This window comes from Escherichia sp. E13S3, assembly GCF_004212325.1.
GTDB lineage: Bacteria > Pseudomonadota > Gammaproteobacteria > Enterobacterales > Enterobacteriaceae > Escherichia.
Map to the genome: position 1 here is coordinate 188,448 of NZ_RHJR01000024.1, position 15,043 is coordinate 203,490.

Annotated in this window: 15 protein-coding genes and 2 pseudogenes; 8 read left to right on the plus strand and 9 right to left on the minus strand. The window is 48.7% G+C overall.

The features are described from left to right. The first annotated feature begins 85 nt into the window (after nt 1-85). Nucleotides 86-2,131, plus strand: coding sequence for a peptidyl-dipeptidase Dcp (gene dcp, locus D9597_RS22430; RefSeq protein WP_130224798.1), 2,046 nt, complete (start codon nt 86-88; stop codon nt 2,129-2,131). A 364-nt stretch (nt 2,132-2,495) separates the two neighbouring features. Further along, the gene (locus D9597_RS22435) at nt 2,496-3,386 is read left to right on the plus strand and encodes a diguanylate cyclase (protein WP_130224800.1); all 891 of its coding nucleotides are present in this window, start codon (nt 2,496-2,498) and stop codon (nt 3,384-3,386) included. Nucleotides 3,387-3,500: 114 nt separating this feature from the next. On the opposite strand, the pseudogene D9597_RS23455 reads toward D9597_RS22435, so the two are convergent. From D9597_RS23455 to ydeE, 4 genes and pseudogenes are all read right to left on the minus strand, one after another. Then, nucleotides 3,501-3,604: pseudogene (locus D9597_RS23455) on the minus strand (hypothetical protein). Beyond that, a complete protein-coding gene (gene mgtS, locus D9597_RS22440; protein WP_064529968.1) occupies nt 3,604-3,699 on the minus strand; it encodes a protein MgtS in 96 nt (31 codons plus the stop codon). The pseudogene D9597_RS23455 and the gene mgtS overlap by 1 nt, the downstream one beginning before the upstream one ends. A gap of 107 nt (nt 3,700-3,806) precedes the next feature. Next, nucleotides 3,807-4,070: pseudogene (locus tag D9597_RS22445) on the minus strand (helix-turn-helix domain-containing protein); the annotation flags it as partial. A 65-nt stretch (nt 4,071-4,135) separates the two neighbouring features. Beyond that, nucleotides 4,136-5,323 carry an efflux MFS transporter YdeE gene (gene ydeE, locus D9597_RS22450; RefSeq protein WP_130224802.1) on the minus strand — a complete coding sequence of 396 codons (1,188 nt, stop codon included), beginning with the start codon at nt 5,321-5,323 and terminating at the stop codon, nt 4,136-4,138. Between the two features lie 189 nt (nt 5,324-5,512). Here ydeE and eamA point away from each other — a divergent pair, with 189 nt between their 5' ends. Next, nucleotides 5,513-6,412, plus strand: coding sequence for an O-acetylserine/cysteine exporter (gene eamA, locus D9597_RS22455; RefSeq protein WP_130219097.1), 900 nt, complete (start codon nt 5,513-5,515; stop codon nt 6,410-6,412). Nucleotides 6,413-6,442: 30 nt separating this feature from the next. On the opposite strand, the gene marB is transcribed toward eamA, so the two are convergent. Genes marB through marR form a run of 3 tightly spaced genes read right to left on the minus strand, consistent with a single transcriptional unit; the run spans nt 6,443 to nt 7,530 of the window. Continuing rightward, a complete protein-coding gene (gene marB / locus D9597_RS22460) occupies nt 6,443-6,661 on the minus strand; it encodes a multiple antibiotic resistance protein MarB (protein WP_130209257.1) in 219 nt (72 codons plus the stop codon). Between the two features lie 30 nt (nt 6,662-6,691). Beyond that, nucleotides 6,692-7,075, minus strand: a complete 384-nt coding sequence (gene marA, locus D9597_RS22465; protein ID WP_130209255.1) for an MDR efflux pump AcrAB transcriptional activator MarA — start codon at nt 7,073-7,075, stop codon at nt 6,692-6,694. A gap of 20 nt (nt 7,076-7,095) precedes the next feature. Further along, the gene (gene marR / locus D9597_RS22470; protein ID WP_130209253.1) at nt 7,096-7,530 is read right to left on the minus strand and encodes a multiple antibiotic resistance transcriptional regulator MarR; all 435 of its coding nucleotides are present in this window, start codon (nt 7,528-7,530) and stop codon (nt 7,096-7,098) included. A gap of 210 nt (nt 7,531-7,740) precedes the next feature. On the opposite strand from marR, the gene marC reads away from it, so the two are divergent. Further along, entirely contained in the window at nt 7,741-8,406 is a 666-nt protein-coding gene (gene marC / locus D9597_RS22475; protein ID WP_130209251.1) for an NAAT family transporter MarC, read from the plus strand. 24 nt (nt 8,407-8,430) lie between these two features. Here marC and ydeA read toward each other — a convergent pair whose 3' ends face one another. Both ydeA and D9597_RS22485 read right to left on the minus strand, forming a co-directional pair. After that, entirely contained in the window at nt 8,431-9,621 is a 1,191-nt protein-coding gene (gene ydeA / locus D9597_RS22480; RefSeq protein ID WP_130224804.1) for an L-arabinose MFS transporter, read from the minus strand. Between the two features lie 88 nt (nt 9,622-9,709). After that, nucleotides 9,710-10,591, minus strand: a complete 882-nt coding sequence (locus D9597_RS22485; protein ID WP_130224806.1) for a LysR family transcriptional regulator — start codon at nt 10,589-10,591, stop codon at nt 9,710-9,712. Between the two features lie 100 nt (nt 10,592-10,691). Here D9597_RS22485 and sad point away from each other — a divergent pair, with 100 nt between their 5' ends. The 4 genes from sad to D9597_RS22505 all read left to right on the plus strand — a co-directional run bounded on the left by sad (nt 10,692) and on the right by D9597_RS22505 (nt 14,986). Continuing rightward, a complete protein-coding gene (sad, locus tag D9597_RS22490; protein ID WP_130224808.1) occupies nt 10,692-12,080 on the plus strand; it encodes a succinate-semialdehyde dehydrogenase in 1,389 nt (462 codons plus the stop codon). Between the two features lie 63 nt (nt 12,081-12,143). After that, a complete protein-coding gene (glsB, locus tag D9597_RS22495) occupies nt 12,144-13,070 on the plus strand; it encodes a glutaminase B (protein ID WP_130224810.1) in 927 nt (308 codons plus the stop codon). Further along, nucleotides 13,070-13,429: a DUF4186 domain-containing protein gene (locus tag D9597_RS22500; protein WP_130224812.1), complete on the plus strand. Its 360-nt coding sequence runs from the start codon at nt 13,070-13,072 to the stop codon at nt 13,427-13,429. The genes glsB and D9597_RS22500 overlap by 1 nt, the downstream gene beginning before the upstream one ends. A gap of 138 nt (nt 13,430-13,567) precedes the next feature. Continuing rightward, nucleotides 13,568-14,986: a GGDEF domain-containing protein gene (locus D9597_RS22505; RefSeq protein ID WP_130224814.1), complete on the plus strand. Its 1,419-nt coding sequence runs from the start codon at nt 13,568-13,570 to the stop codon at nt 14,984-14,986. The last annotated feature ends 57 nt before the right edge of the window (nt 14,987-15,043 follow it).

Here is a 15,043-nt window from a genome sequence, read left to right on the forward strand (position 1 = left end):
AAGAGCGGGTAATACTGGTTTGCAACATTGCACTCCGTTATCAGTCAGCCTACGCTATGGAACACCTCGTTTTCAGGAGTAGAAAATGTCAACGACGAATCCTTTTCTTACGCAGAGCACGCTGCCTTATATGGCGCCCCATTTTGATCAGATTGCAAATCATCACTATCGCCCGGCATTCGACGAGGGGATGCGGCAAAAGCGGGTTGAGATAGAAGCGATAGCGTTAAACCCACAGACGCCCGATTTTACTAATACTATTCTGGCTCTTGAAAAGAGCGGGGAATTACTCACACGTGTGACCAGCGTCTTCTTCGCTATGACCTCGGCGCATACCAACGATGAATTACAGCGTCTTGATGAACAGTTCTCGGCAGAACTTGCGGAACTGGCTAATGACATTTACCTGAACGGCGAATTGTTCGCTCGGGTCGATGCCATCTGGCAGCGCCGTGAATCTCTGCGTCTTGATAGCGAATCTATTCGACTGGTCGAGGTGATTCATCAACGTTTTGTTCTTGCCGGGGCCAAACTTGCAGAGGCCGATAAGGCAAAATTAAAAGTGCTGAATACAGAGGCGGCGACCCTTATCAGTCAGTTTAACCAGCGGTTATTAGCGGCGAACAAATCCGGTGGGCTGGTGGTTGACGATATTGGGCAACTGGCCGGGATGAGTGAGCAAGATATTGCCCTGGCGGCGGATGCAGCGCGCGAGAAAGGTCTGGATAACAAGTGGCTTATCCCACTGCTGAATACCACCCAGCAACCGGCGCTTGCCGAACTGCGCGATCGCGCGACGCGTGAAAAACTGTTCACTGCGGGCTGGACTCGGGCAGAAAAAAAAGACGCTAACGATACCCGTGCCATTATTCAACGGCTGGTGGAGATCCGCGCGCAGCAGGCGAAACTGCTTGGTTTCCCTCATTATGCTGCGTGGAAAATCGCCGACCAGATGGCAAAAACACCCGAAGCAGCACTTAACTTCATGCGTGAAATTGTCCCGGCCGCGCGTAAGCGAGCAGACGATGAACTGGCGTCTATTCAGGCGGTTATCGAAAAGCAGCAAGGCGGATTTAGCGTCCAGCCGTGGGACTGGGCATTTTATGCCGAGCAGGTAAGACGCGAGAAATTCGATCTCGATGAAGCGCAGCTCAAGCCTTATTTCGAATTGAACACAGTGTTGAATGAGGGGGTATTCTGGACTGCAAATCAGCTTTTCGGCATTAAATTTGTCGAGCGCTTTGATATACCGGTCTATCACCCGGATGTGCGCGTATGGGAAATATTTGACCATAACGGAGTCGGTCTTGCGCTATTTTACGGTGATTTCTTTGCCCGTGATTCCAAAAGCGGCGGCGCGTGGATGGGGAATTTTGTTGAGCAATCGACGCTCAATGACACACGTCCCGTTATTTACAATGTTTGCAATTATCAGAAACCAGCGACAGGCGAACCTGCATTGTTATTGTGGGACGATGTTATAACCTTATTCCATGAATTTGGTCATACGCTGCACGGCCTGTTTGCCAGCCAACGTTATGCGACGCTTTCTGGCACCAACACGCCGCGTGATTTCGTCGAGTTCCCTTCACAAATCAACGAACACTGGGCGACAAATCCGCAGGTATTCTCTCGCTATGCGAAGCATTACCAAACCGGAGAAACCATGCCGGAAGAGTTACAACAGAAAATGCGCAATGCCAGCCTGTTCAATAAAGGCTACGAGATGAGCGAGTTACTTAGCGCTGCGCTTCTTGATATGCGCTGGCATTGTCTGGAGGAGAATGAAGCACGCCACGACGTGGACGATTTCGAGCTTCGGGCGCTGGCGGCGGAAAACATGGATCTTCCCGCGGTACCGCCGCGTTATCGCAGTAGTTATTTCGCTCACATTTTTGGTGGCGGATATGCGGCGGGTTACTACGCGTATCTGTGGACGCAAATGCTGGCAGACGATGGTTATCAATGGTTTGTCGAGGAAGGCGGTTTAACGCGTGAAAATGGGCAACGTTTTCGCGACGCTATCCTTTCCAAAGGTAATAGCGAAGATTTAGAACACCTGTATCGCCAATGGCGAGGTAAGGCACCACAGATTACACCGATGCTGCAACATCGCGGCTTGAACGTATAATTCCCCCCATATAGCACCGGGCTACATCCAGTCCGGTGCTATATTATAATATGCTGTTCATTTCTTTTTTAGTTATCCGGGATCTGCGTACATTTGCAGAAATAATTGGATTTATAATACTGCCAAAAGACCTAATCTTTCAGGCCATTACCTTCTTCCCTTTGGCATAATCGGTATTATATCTTCTGGCTTGAATTTAACGTGTTCTGACAGATTTAATCACTTTTTTCTGTTTATTTTGTTTTAAATCACGCCGTTATGTTTTTATCCATTAATTAATGTTTTTTCTATGGAATTGTTGACATAAATTTTCTTTTCTCTCGTTACAATAGAACGCACAAGGAATTGTGAAAAAGGAGTGGCAATGATCAAGAAGACAACGGAAATCGATGCTATCTTGTTAGATCTCAATAAGGCTATCGATGCCCATTACCAGTGGCTGGTGAGTATGTTCCATAGCGTGGTAGCGAGAGATACCAGTCAGCCAGAAATTACGGATAACCATTCTTATGAACTGTGCCAGTTTGGTCGGTGGCTTGATCATCATGGACCACTCGATAGTGATGAATTACACTATGTTCGGATAATAGACTCTACCCATCAGCATATGCATAACTGTGGTCGGGAATTAATGCTGGCTATTGTCGAAAATCGCTGGCAAGAAGTTCATTTTGACGAATTTCAGGAAGGGTTGCTTTCTTTTACCGCAGCATTAACAGATTACAAAATTTATTTGCTGACTATTCGCAGCAATATGGATGTATTGACGGGATTACCTGGCCGTCGGGTGCTTGATGAATCCTTTGATCATCAATTACGTAATGCTGAACCATTGAATCTTTATTTGATGCTGCTGGATATAGACCGATTTAAATTGGTTAATGATACCTACGGGCATTTAATCGGTGATGTGGTATTACGAACCCTGGCGACTTACTTAGCCGGTTGGACGCGTGACTACGATACGGTTTATCGCTATGGTGGTGAAGAGTTTATTATTATCATCAAAGCGCAAAATGATGATGAGGCGTGTCGTGCTGGGCTACGTATTTGTCAGTTAGTTGATAACCATGCCATAGCGCATCCTGGCGGACATATCCCAATAACAGTGACCGCTGGCGTGAGCCGCGCATTTCCTGAAGAACCGTTGGATGTGGTTATTGGAAGGGCTGACAGAGCAATGTACGAAGGTAAGCAGACCGGAAGAAATCGCTGCATGTTTATTGACGAGCAGAGTGTGATAGCCCGAGTTTAAGCTCTGTTTAACATTCATTGAGAAAAATAATGCTACTGTGTCAAAGAACCGTTACCAGCGCAGAGAAATGCCTGATAGCGTAAAAGCAAAACACAAATCGATCCATGCAAGCATTCACCGCCGGTTTACTGGCGGTTTTTTTTCGCCGTCAAAAAATCAGGTCCCTTGCACGCAACTGTAACAAGGGGCCGGTTAGGTGAGGGATTATCTCCGTTCATTAGTCATCCCATTTGTAGCTGAAATATGCGGCCAGAAAGCCAGAAAATAAAATTATTCCCAGAACAGCTATAAAAACATTCATATTACCCAACATTATTTTCCTCCGTTTATTGTGTGGTGTGTTTCCTCGCTTACCTTAATTTTCATCTCAATGAGAAAGATATTAGCAGAGATTACCTAAACAAAGGCTGAATCAGGCGGTTATTGTGATGGGGAACGGCTGTTTTTACGATATTGCGAAGGGGATAATAAAAAACGTTGGTGAAAGTGATGACGCAATAACGCTGAATTGCCAAAACCCGTCAGCTCGGCAATTTTATCGATGTTAAAAGCCGAATTTTGCAGATAATCCTGTACTCGTATTAAGCGCTCATTGAGCAGCCAGCGGGCGGGCGTCATGCCGGTTAACGCCTCAAAACGTCTCAAAAAAGTGCGCGGACTCATATTTACCCGCTCGGCGAGGGAAGGCTATGCCTTTGCCTCAGAATAATGATTAGCAAAGCCGTGCCAGCAGTGGCACGGCACGAATGTCAACAGAGTGCTGGCTGCCCCTGGTGTCTGGCGTTAATACCTTTTAACATCAGCGCCCACGCGGCAATGATGACTACCGCCAGGATGATAAACAGCGAGGAAGACGGGAGAGTGCTCAGTACCACACCACTCACTAATGGATTTACTGCTGCACCCAACCAGCCTAATGACTGAGCGGAAAAATAGCTGGCTTTCATTCCAGGCGGCGCAATATGGTCAATCAACATATACTCACCGGGAGCATAAATAATTTCACCAACAGTAAATACCGCGGCTGAAATTCCCCACAATAGCAGGCTGTTTCCGGAAAAAATAAAACCGACCAGCCCGACGACAAAACAGAGTGTGCCTACCGTCATCAGCGCGCGGATGTTGGTCGGGTTAATTCGTCGCCCAACGGAATACTGCAACGTAACCACCATCGCGGCATTAACAGGCAGGACCACTGCGACCACTTTTTCAGCAAAACCACTATCCGCTATGACCATCACATATTGCGAGATACAAGAGGCAAAGGCACCGCTCACGAAAGAAGCCAGAAAGGCCGAGCAGGTGAACCACAGCAGCGCTTTATCCCGTAACAAAACCTTTGGCGACCAGACGCTGCCTGTTTCTGTGGCGATGATTTTCTCGCTGCGCTTTACCCAAATTTGAATGAAAACCATGGGAAACGCTGAGCAGATAGCTGCCAGCCAAAAGGGCAGATTGATGCTCTGCATGACTAACAGGGTGCCGAGTGGTGGGCCGACGGTCCAGCCAATGTTGAGCATGGTGTAGTTGATCGAGAAGATCTTCGTTTTGCTGGTGGATGAAAGATTGTCGGCAAACCAGGCTTTCAACACTGTGGCAAAAACGGAATAGGCACAGTTGATGAGTGCGAAAAAAAGTACCACCAGCGTGACACTGTCCACCAGGGGAATGGCAATAAAACCGCTGGCGAAGGCCGTAATTGCCAGTAACATATAGCGTTTCTTGTCGAACTTATCCGCCAGGATACCAAAACCGAGGCTAAAAACGACGCCAATAGTGAGCGCAATTGTCATCGCATAACCAATGAGATCGACACCCAGGCTGTACTGGCGACTCAAGTAAATAGTCATAAATGGCAGCGTGGCGCCGCGTCCGATAGTTAATAACAACGACGAGGCGAGAAGGGCGCAAGTAGAGCGTCTCAGAGATAAGTTCATTTGGCTGTCCGACAATGCATTTCGTTATGTTTTTGAGATGTAAAGAAATAGCATGGCAAAAATCCGAAGTATAGCGACTTATTTGCCATTAATGCCGTGGTAAACGGTGATTAACGAATGAACTGTTAAAGAAAAGTAAATTCAGCTAAGTTGATTGCTGACAAAAAATGAAAATTCAGAGGCGGGAAAATGTCGCGGAAAGATGGGTTGTTGGCGCTATTAGTCGTCGTTGTATGGGGGCTTAATTTTGTGGTCATCAAAGTGGGGCTCCATAACATGCCACCGCTGATGCTGGCCGGTTTACGCTTTATGCTGGTCGCCTTCCCGGCAATCTTTTTCGTGGCGCGGCCAAAAGTACCGCTGAATTTGCTGCTGGGGTATGGTTTAACCATCAGTTTTGCGCAGTTTGCCTTTCTCTTTTGCGCCATTAACTTCGGTATGCCGGCAGGACTAGCCTCGCTGGTCTTACAGGCTCAGGCGTTTTTTACTATCGTGCTTGGTGCTTTTACTTTTGGCGAACGACTGCACGGTAAGCAACTGGCGGGGATTGCGTTAGCGATTTTTGGCGTACTGGTGTTAATCGAAGATAGCTTTAACGGTCAGCATGTGGCGATGCTCGGTTTTATTTTGACCCTGGCGGCGGCATTTAGTTGGGCGAGTGGCAATATCTTCAATAAAAAGATCATGTCTCATTCATCCCGTCCGGCAGTGATGTCTCTGGTCGTCTGGAGCGCATTAATCCCTATAATCCCGTTTTTTGTCGCCTCGCTCATTCTCGATGGCTCGGAAACAATGATTCACAGTCTGGTCACTATCGACATGACCACCATTCTGGCGTTGATGTATCTGGCATTTGTGGCGACGATAGTTGGTTATGGGATCTGGGGTACGCTGCTTGGACGCTATGAAACATGGCGTGTCGCACCATTATCATTACTGGTGCCGGTAGTCGGTCTGGCAAGTGCAGCGTTACTGCTGGATGAACGCCTAACAGGCCTGCAATTCTTAGGTGCCGTGCTTATTATGACCGGACTGTATATCAATGTGTTTGGTTTGCGGTGGCGTAAAGCGGTGAAGGTGAGAGGCTAACAAGCCCCGATATGCCGGGGCCTGAATAAACTACATGGCGTGTTGGTTATAATAGGGCACGCCCAGCGCATCCGATTTGTCACTGCCTGTACCCATGTGATTTAAATCGAACGGTGGTTGTTCCTGCGATGGGGGAACAATCACCACATCGCCACAGGAAGTAACGACCGGTTGCGAGGTTTGCTCCGCAAAGCTCTGCGCGGAAAAGAGAATAAGCGCGGTTACCATTGCGGATAAAAGTGGTTTCATGATTGCCTCAGTGACGTTGTCACATTTTTATTAACTGTTGTAATGGTTCAATGGATGCAAATACCGCGACTCGCACTGCATATTGGTCATCCGATATTTATGTGGCGGAACATCAAAGTAATTTTTGAAGGTGCGAGTCAGCGTTTGCTGTGACTCGAAACCATAACGTTCTGCCAGATAGAGGATGGGCTCGTTACTTTCTTTCAGCTTTTGCGCGATTTCTGTCATCTTACGGCTGCGGATGTATTGACCTAATGAATGGCCGGTTTCTTTTTTAAACATCCGTTGCAGGTGCCATTTGGAATAACCTGAACGCTCTGACACTTTTTCCAGTGACAGTGGTGATTCCAGGTTGTCCTCGATCCAGTCCAAAATGCTATGAATGGTAATAGCGTCAGTATTGCGTCTGGACATCGTCATACCTCTTTTTTTGTTTACGGCAGGACTTTCTTAAGCAAATGCTCAAGCGTTGCCACTTCGTCCGCCGTCAGGTTTTTTGTTAATTCTTGATGCAGGTCCTGGCCAACTAATTGATGGCATTGTTCACATATTGCCGCGCCGCTGCTGGTGAGTTTCACCAACACGCCGCGCTTGTCATTCGGGTTCGGCAACCGCTCAATCCAGCCTTTGCAAACCAGGCGATCCAACATGCGGGTCAGCGCGCCAAGGTCAACCGAAAGGACTTTTTTCAGCTCAACGGGAGTAATGCACGCCGCGCAGCGGATAGAGCAGAGCACCTTAAACTGTGCCGCGGTGATATCGAGCGGTGACAGATAATCGTTAAGCAGACGGTCTTTCTTCTGATTAACCATATGGATTAAGCGACCTAATGGGATGATTTCATTGAACAGGTCGCTGGTACTTTTCACAATGGTTGCCCTGGCAAGTAATTAGTTGCAGGGGATAATATTGCCCAGGCAAGTATAAGTCAAACGAATGAATCCCTTGATGCCACGATTTGCTAAATCGGTTCAAGTATTGCGCAGTGTGCTGCAAGATTAGTTAAAGAGTGAAACTTTCCCCTTGTTTACCCTTTATACTTTTCGCAGATAACTAGCGACACAGGATGGCAACCACCAATGTTAGATTTGTTTAAAGCTATAGGCCTGGGGCTGGTGGTGTTATTGCCGTTAGCTAACCCGTTAACTACCGTAGCGTTGTTTCTCGGGCTTGCGGGTAACATGAACACCGCCGAACGTAATCGTCAGTCATTAATGGCCTCGGTATATGTTTTTGCTATCTTGATGGTGGCGTACTATGCCGGACAACTGGTGATGGACACATTCGGGATTTCGATTCCCGGTCTGCGTATTGCTGGCGGCTTAATTGTCGCGTTTATTGGTTTCCGTATGCTCTTCCCCCAGCAAAAAGCGATTGACTCACCGGAGGCGAAAAGCAAATCCGAAGAGCTGGAAGATGAACCCAGTGCCAACATCGCCTTTGTTCCACTGGCAATGCCAAGTACCGCCGGACCGGGGACCATTGCGATGATCATCAGTTCGGCGTCCACAGTACGTCAGAGTTCAACCTTCGCAGACTGGGTTCTGATGGTTGCGCCGCCGCTGATCTTTTTTCTGGTTGCGGTCATTTTGTGGGGAAGCCTACGTAGCTCTGGCGCAATTATGCGGCTGGTGGGCAAGGGGGGAATTGAAGCGATCTCCCGCCTGATGGGCTTCTTACTGGTGTGTATGGGGGTGCAGTTTATTATTAACGGCATCCTGGAAATCATTAAAACGTACCATTAAAAAAGGCCCGAATGGGCCTTTCAACTATTGTGTCTGTTCTTCGAGTTTCACTGGCCAGCGGCGGAATATGACGATTGACCATATTAACGCGGCGAGAGCAGGCACCGCGCCAACATAGCCAATCATCGACATCGACCAGTGAAGACTCACCTGATTACCCACCAGCGCCCCGGCGCCGATACCAATATTGAATATCCCCGAAAATAGCGCCATCGCAACGTCGGTAGCATCCGGTGCCAGCGCCAGCACTTTTACCTGCATCCCAAGGCCGATGATCATCATTGCAATCCCCCAGAAAACGCTCAGTACGCCGAGGTGCATCTCACTGTTCGCCGCAGGTAACAGTAGCGCCAGGCACACCAGCAATAACGCAATTGCCGCACTCACCAGCGTAGACGCATACTGATTGCCGAGTTTGCCGAAAATCAGGCTACCAATGATGCCTGCGCCTCCGAGTATTAACAGCAATGCGGTGGCAAAATTGGCGCTGAACCCAGCTACGTTTTGCACAAAAGGCTCGATATAGCTGTATGCCGTGTAATGCGCGGTAACCACCACTACCGTCAACAAATAAATGCTCATCAATGCCGGGCGGCGGAACAGTTGCGGAAGACTTTTCAACGACCCGGAATGCTCGCTGGGGAGTAATGGAAGTAACTTAATCAGGCATAGCAGAGTGATAAGCGCTCCAATACCAATGGCAAAAAACGTCGTTCGCCAGCCGAAATATTGCCCCACAATTCGACCAATGGGTAAACCTAATACCATTGCCAGTGCTGTACCGGTAGCGATTAAACTCAACGCCTGCGCTCGTTTACCTGCTGGCGCCATGCGAATCGCCAGAGACGCCGTTATCGACCAGAAAATAGCATGTGCGAAAGCAACGCCGATTCGGCTGATCACCAGAACGGTAAAGCTCCACGATAAAAATGACAGCACATGGCTGGCAATAAACACCACAAACAGGCAGATCAGCAATTTGCGGCGTTCAACCTGACTGGTCATTAGCATAAAAGGTAATGACATTAGCGCTACTACCCATGCATAAATGGTCAACATGATGCCGACTTGAGCAGTTTGCATGTGAAAACTTTGCGCAATGTCAGAAAGCAGGCCAACAGGGACAAATTCGGTAGTATTGAAGATGAAGGCGGCTACTGCCAGCGTAACTACCCGTAGCCACGCCACTTTGCGGGAAACAGTGTTTGTTGTCATAACAGATTATCGGGTGAGTTGCGAAAAGGTGATGAAATGATCTTAAAACGGTTAATGATGTGAATACAATGACTTTGTGATCCACATCTCATTTTGCCGCTTCATGCTGTTCCAGCGATGTGTCAAGCAGTTCAATAAACGCCTCAAGCTGACGAGTCTTCGCGCCACGACGCCAGACCAGCCATGTCGTTAACCAACGCCATTGCTCACCTAATGGCCAGGCTTCAACCTGATGATGCCCCGGCATACTTTCCAGCATGGAACGAGGAATAAGCGCAATTCCCGCTCCGGCGATTACACAGGCCAGCATACCGTGATATGACTCCATCTCATGAATTGTCCCCGGCGCTGCGCCGTCGACATGAAACCAGCTCTCAAAGTGGCGGCGATACGAGCAGTTAGCGCGGAAGGCATAGATATTACAACCATTAACCTGACTGGCGCGGGTAACGGGAGTATGTCCTTGCGGCGTAACGATCATCAACTCTTCGCGGTACACCGGTATCCCGTCAATGGCTGTATGGTTAATCGGACCATCAATAAATGCCGCATTCAGTTTTCCCTCAAGTACACCGTCCAGCATAGTTCCGGAAGGGCCAGTGGAAAGGGAAAACTGAATTTTAGGATAACGACGGTTAAATTCTGCCAGTGTAGCTGGGATGCGTACCGCTGCGGTGCTTTCCAGCGAACCGAGAGAAAACAAGCCTTGTGGCTCATCGCCAGCGACAACGCTCCGCGCTTCATCCACTAACGCGAGAATTTGTTGGCTATAGCGTAAAAAGTTATGCCCGGCAGGCGAGAGACGTAAACGCTGATTCTCGCGAATAAACAGTTCAACGCCGAGTTCTGTTTCCAGCTGGCGGATACGGGTAGTCAGGTTAGATGGCACACGATGCACTTTTGCTGCCGCCTGGGTAATGCTGCCTGCCTCGGCAACGGCGTTAAACATCTCCAGTTGGGTCAGATCCATAGCATTCTCAATTCGTGAACAAGTGGCTTAATATTATTCATTTTCACGAAAGAGTAAATCTGCGTATCTTCACACCATAACTCACGAAGGAGATACCCGGATGACCATTACTCCGCTTACCCATGCTATTTCAATAAATCCAGCCAATGGCGAACAACTTTCTGCACTGCCGTGGGCTGGCGCTGACGATATTGAACACGCACTTCGGCTCGCGGCGGCAGGCTTTCGCGACTGGCGCGTAACAAACGTAGATTATCGCGCAGAAAAACTGCGTGATCTCGGTGAGGCTTTGCGCGCCCGTAGCGAAGAGATGGCGCAAATGATCACTCGAGAAATGGGGAAACCGATCAAACAGGCGCGTGCCGAAGTGGCGAAATCAGCTAACTTGTGCGACTGGTATGCAGAGCATGGCCCGGCAATGCTGAAGAGCGAACCTACGCAGGTAGAAAATCAGCAAGCGGTTATTGAATATCGTCCTATGGGGACGATCCTGGCGATTATGCCGTGGAACTTTCCGTTATGGCAGGTGATGCGAGGGGCTGTTCCCATTATCCTGGCAGGTAACAGTTATTTGCTTAAGCATGCGCCAAATGTGATGGGCTGTGCACAGTTAATTGCTCAGGTCTTTAACGATGCAGGTATCCCACAAGGCGTATATGGCTGGTTGAATGCCGACAATGACGGTGTAAGCCAGATGATTAAAGACCCGCGCATTGCTGCGGTTACAGTCACCGGAAGTGTCCGTGCCGGAGCAGCCATTGGCGCGCAGGCTGGGGCGGCGCTGAAAAAATGTGTGCTTGAACTGGGCGGTTCCGACCCGTTTATTGTGCTTAACGATGCCGATCTGGACCTGGCCGTGAAAGCCGCGGTTGCCGGACGTTATCAGAATACCGGGCAGGTTTGTGCAGCAGCAAAACGCTTTATCATCGAAGAGGGGATTGCCTCTGCATTTACCGAACGTTTTGTGGCGGCGGTATCGGCGTTGAAAATGGGCGATCCGAGTCATGAGGAAAACGACCTCGGACCGATGGCGCGTTTCGATTTGCGTGATGAGCTACATCATCAGGTTGAAAAATCACTGGCACAGGGCGCCCGTCTGTTACTCGGAGGGGAAAAGGTAGCAGGCGCAGGAAACTACTATCCGGCAACGGTTCTGGCAGACGTCACGCCAGAAATGACCGCGTTTCGTGAAGAATTGTTTGGACCCGTCGCGGCAATCACCATTGCGAAAGATGCTGAACATGCGCTTAAACTGGCTAATGACAGCGAGTTTGGACTTTCTGCAACCATTATTACCTCTAATGAAGCACTGGCGAAACAAATGGCAGCACGTCTGGAATGTGGAGGGGTGTTTATCAATGGTTTCAGCGCCAGTGATGCACGGGTAGCGTTTGGCGGTGTGAAGAAGAGCGGCTTTGGTCGTGAACTTTCCCATTTTGGGTTACATGAGTTCTGTAATATCCAGACAGTATGGAAAGACCGGATCTGACGACACATATTTAGCTCTGTTATACTCGCAGGTCTTTTCAGACCTGCGAGCAAGGAGCAGAGAGTGGCAGTCGCCATGGATAATGCAATTTTAGAAAACATTTTGCGGCAAGTACGTCCGCTAATTGGTCAGGGGAAAGTCGCGGATTATATTCCGGCACTGGCAACGGTAGAGGGTTCCCGACTGGGCATTGCTATCTGTACCATTGACGGGCAGCTTTTTCAGGCCGGAGACGCGCAAGAGCGTTTTTCAATTCAGTCTATTTCCAAAGTGCTCAGCCTCGTTGTTGCAATGCGTCATTACTCCGAAGAAGAGATTTGGCAACGTGTAGGCAAAGATCCGTCGGGATCGCCATTCAATTCTCTGGTGCAACTTGAAATGGAGCAGGGTATTCCACGAAATCCTTTTATTAATGCCGGTGCGCTGGTGGTCTGCGACATGCTGCAAGGGCGATTAAGCGCCCCACGGCAACGTATGCTGGAAGTGGTGCGTGGACTAAGCGGTGTGTCTGATATTGCCTACGATACGGTGGTAGCGCGTTCAGAGTTCGAGCATTCTGCGAGAAATGCGGCGATAGCCTGGCTGATGAAGTCGTTTGGCAATTTCCATCATGATGTGACAACAGTACTGCAAAACTACTTTCACTACTGTGCACTAAAAATGAGCTGCGTTGAGCTGGCCCGAACGTTTGTCTTTCTGGCAAATCAGGGGAAGGCTATTCATATCGATGAGCCCGTGGTGACGCCAATGCAGGCGCGACAAATTAACGCGCTGATGGCAACCAGTGGTATGTACCAGAACGCGGGCGAGTTTGCCTGGCGGGTGGGACTTCCGGCGAAATCTGGCGTTGGTGGCGGTATTGTGGCGATCGTCCCACATGAAATGGCCATTGCGGTCTGGAGTCCGGAACTGGATGACGCAGGTAACTCTCTTGCCGGTATTGCAGTACTTGAACAATTGACGAAACAATTAGGACGCTCGGTTTACTAATGCAGTCTCTTGATCCACTCTTCGCGCGTTTATCCCGTTCAAAATTTCGCTCCCGCTTTCGTTTAGGCGTGAAGGAGCGTCAGTATTGTCTGGAGAAGGGCGCGCCGGTTATCGAACAACATGCGGCGGATTTTGTCGCTAAACGTCTTGCCCCGGCCTTACCGGCGAACGATGGCAAGCAAACTCCCATGCGCGGGCATCCGGTGTTTATTGCCCAGCATGCTACAGCAACATGTTGTCGCGGCTGTCTGGCTAAGTGGCACAACATTCCGCAGGGTGTTTCGTTAAGTGAGGAACAACAACGTTATATTGTGATGGTTATCTACCACTGGCTGGTTATTCAGATGAATCAGCCATAAGAATGTCAGATTTCGACAAAGCCGTATCGGATTAATATCTTTATTTGTCACCGCTGCCAGTGAACATGCTATCCTTTATGAGAATTTACTTATTGCGTTAAAATAATTGCAGCCTGCAATTGTATGGACAGATAATTAATGCGTGTACACCCCATCTCAACTTTCCATTTGTTCCTGGAAGGCCATTTGCTACGTAATAGCATCGCGATTTTTGCGCTAACCACGCTGTTCTATTTTGTTGGTGCAGAGTTACGTCTGGTTCATGAACTCTCTCTCTTCTGGCCGCTGAATGGTGTGATGGCAGGGGTTTTTGCCCGGTATGTCTGGCTCAATCGACTGCATTACTATGCAATCAGTTACGTGGCGATGCTGGCTTATGATGCGATGACTACCGAATGGGGTTTAGTTTCACTGGTCATCAACTTGTCCAATATGATGTTTATTGTGACCGTGGCTCGGTTAGTGGTGAGGGATAAGCGACTGGGGAAAAATAAGTATGAGCCAGTAAGTGCCTTACGCTTGTTTAATTATTGCCTTATAGCCGCATTATTATGCGCAATTGTCGGGGCGGTTGGTTCAGTAAGTATTGATAGTCTGGATTTCTGGCCCTTACTTGCTGACTGGTTTAGCGAACAGTTTTCGACGGGCGTGTTAATTGTTCCGTGTATGTTGACGCTGGCGATCCCCAGGGCGTTGCCACGCTTTAAAGCAGAACAGATGATGCCGTTTATTGCGCTCATTGTATCTGTCATTGCCTCGGTAGTGATTGGCGGTGCGGGGAGTCTGGCGTTCCCATTGCCTGCATTGATCTGGTGTGCGGTACGCTATACCCCGCAGGTAACGTGTTTGCTGACTTTTTTGACGGGAGCGGTGGAAATCGTGCTGGTGGCAAATTCGGTGATAGATATCGCCGTCGGTTCGCCGTTCTCTATCCCACAAATGTTCTCCGCTCGTCTGGGGATTGCTACCATGGCAATTTGCCCAATCATGGTTTCCTTTAGCGTGGCGGCAATTAATTCGCTGGTTAAGCAAGTTTCTCTGCGTGCCGATTTTGATTTTCTCACCCAGGTTTACTCGCGCTCAGGTCTTTTTGAGGCGTTAAAAAATTCGTCACTACAACAGACACAACATCTGACGGTGATGCTGCTTGATATCGACTATTTCAAAAGCATAAACGACAACTATGGTCATGAATGTGGTGATAAAGTTTTAAGCGTGTTTGCCCGGCATATACAGAAGATAGTTGGTGATAAAGGGCTGGTGGCACGGATGGGCGGCGAAGAATTTGCTGTTGCAGTGCCTTCAGTGAATCCTGTGGATGGTCTGCTGATGGCGGAAAAAATCCGTAAAGGCGTAGAAATGCAACCGTTTATCTGGCAACAAAAAACGCTTTATTTGACGGTTAGCATTGGTGTCGGAAGTGGAAGTGCAACATTTCGTACGTTAATCGATGATTTCAACAAACTGATGGTAGAAGCCGATACTTGTCTTTATCGCTCGAAAAAAGACGGGCGAAATCGTACCAGCACTATGCATTATGGCGAGGAAGTTGTCTGACAGGTTGTGATTTTTCGGCGGTGAACATCTGATTTGTTCTACCAATTTTGTCATTTC

Excerpts from the sequence above, each read along its gene's own strand:
- D9597_RS22485 (WP_130224806.1), bottom strand. The coding sequence starts at position 10,591 with ATGGATCTGACCCAACTGGAGATGTTTAACGCCGTTGCCGAGGCAGGC.
- mgtS (WP_064529968.1), bottom strand. The coding sequence starts at position 3,699 with ATGTTGGGTAATATGAATGTTTTTATAGCTGTTCTGGGAATAATTTTA.
- ydeE (WP_130224802.1), bottom strand. The coding sequence starts at position 5,323 with ATGAACTTATCTCTGAGACGCTCTACTTGCGCCCTTCTCGCCTCGTCG.
- eamA (WP_130219097.1), top strand. The coding sequence starts at position 5,513 with ATGTCGCGGAAAGATGGGTTGTTGGCGCTATTAGTCGTCGTTGTATGG.
- ydeA (WP_130224804.1), bottom strand. The coding sequence starts at position 9,621 with ATGACAACAAACACTGTTTCCCGCAAAGTGGCGTGGCTACGGGTAGTT.
- sad (WP_130224808.1), top strand. The coding sequence starts at position 10,692 with ATGACCATTACTCCGCTTACCCATGCTATTTCAATAAATCCAGCCAAT.
- dcp (WP_130224798.1), top strand. The coding sequence starts at position 86 with ATGTCAACGACGAATCCTTTTCTTACGCAGAGCACGCTGCCTTATATG.
- D9597_RS22500 (WP_130224812.1), top strand. The coding sequence starts at position 13,070 with ATGCAGTCTCTTGATCCACTCTTCGCGCGTTTATCCCGTTCAAAATTT.
- D9597_RS22435 (WP_130224800.1), top strand. The coding sequence starts at position 2,496 with ATGATCAAGAAGACAACGGAAATCGATGCTATCTTGTTAGATCTCAAT.
- marA (WP_130209255.1), bottom strand. The coding sequence starts at position 7,075 with ATGTCCAGACGCAATACTGACGCTATTACCATTCATAGCATTTTGGAC.
- D9597_RS22505 (WP_130224814.1), top strand. The coding sequence starts at position 13,568 with ATGCGTGTACACCCCATCTCAACTTTCCATTTGTTCCTGGAAGGCCAT.
- marB (WP_130209257.1), bottom strand. The coding sequence starts at position 6,661 with ATGAAACCACTTTTATCCGCAATGGTAACCGCGCTTATTCTCTTTTCC.
- marC (WP_130209251.1), top strand. The coding sequence starts at position 7,741 with ATGTTAGATTTGTTTAAAGCTATAGGCCTGGGGCTGGTGGTGTTATTG.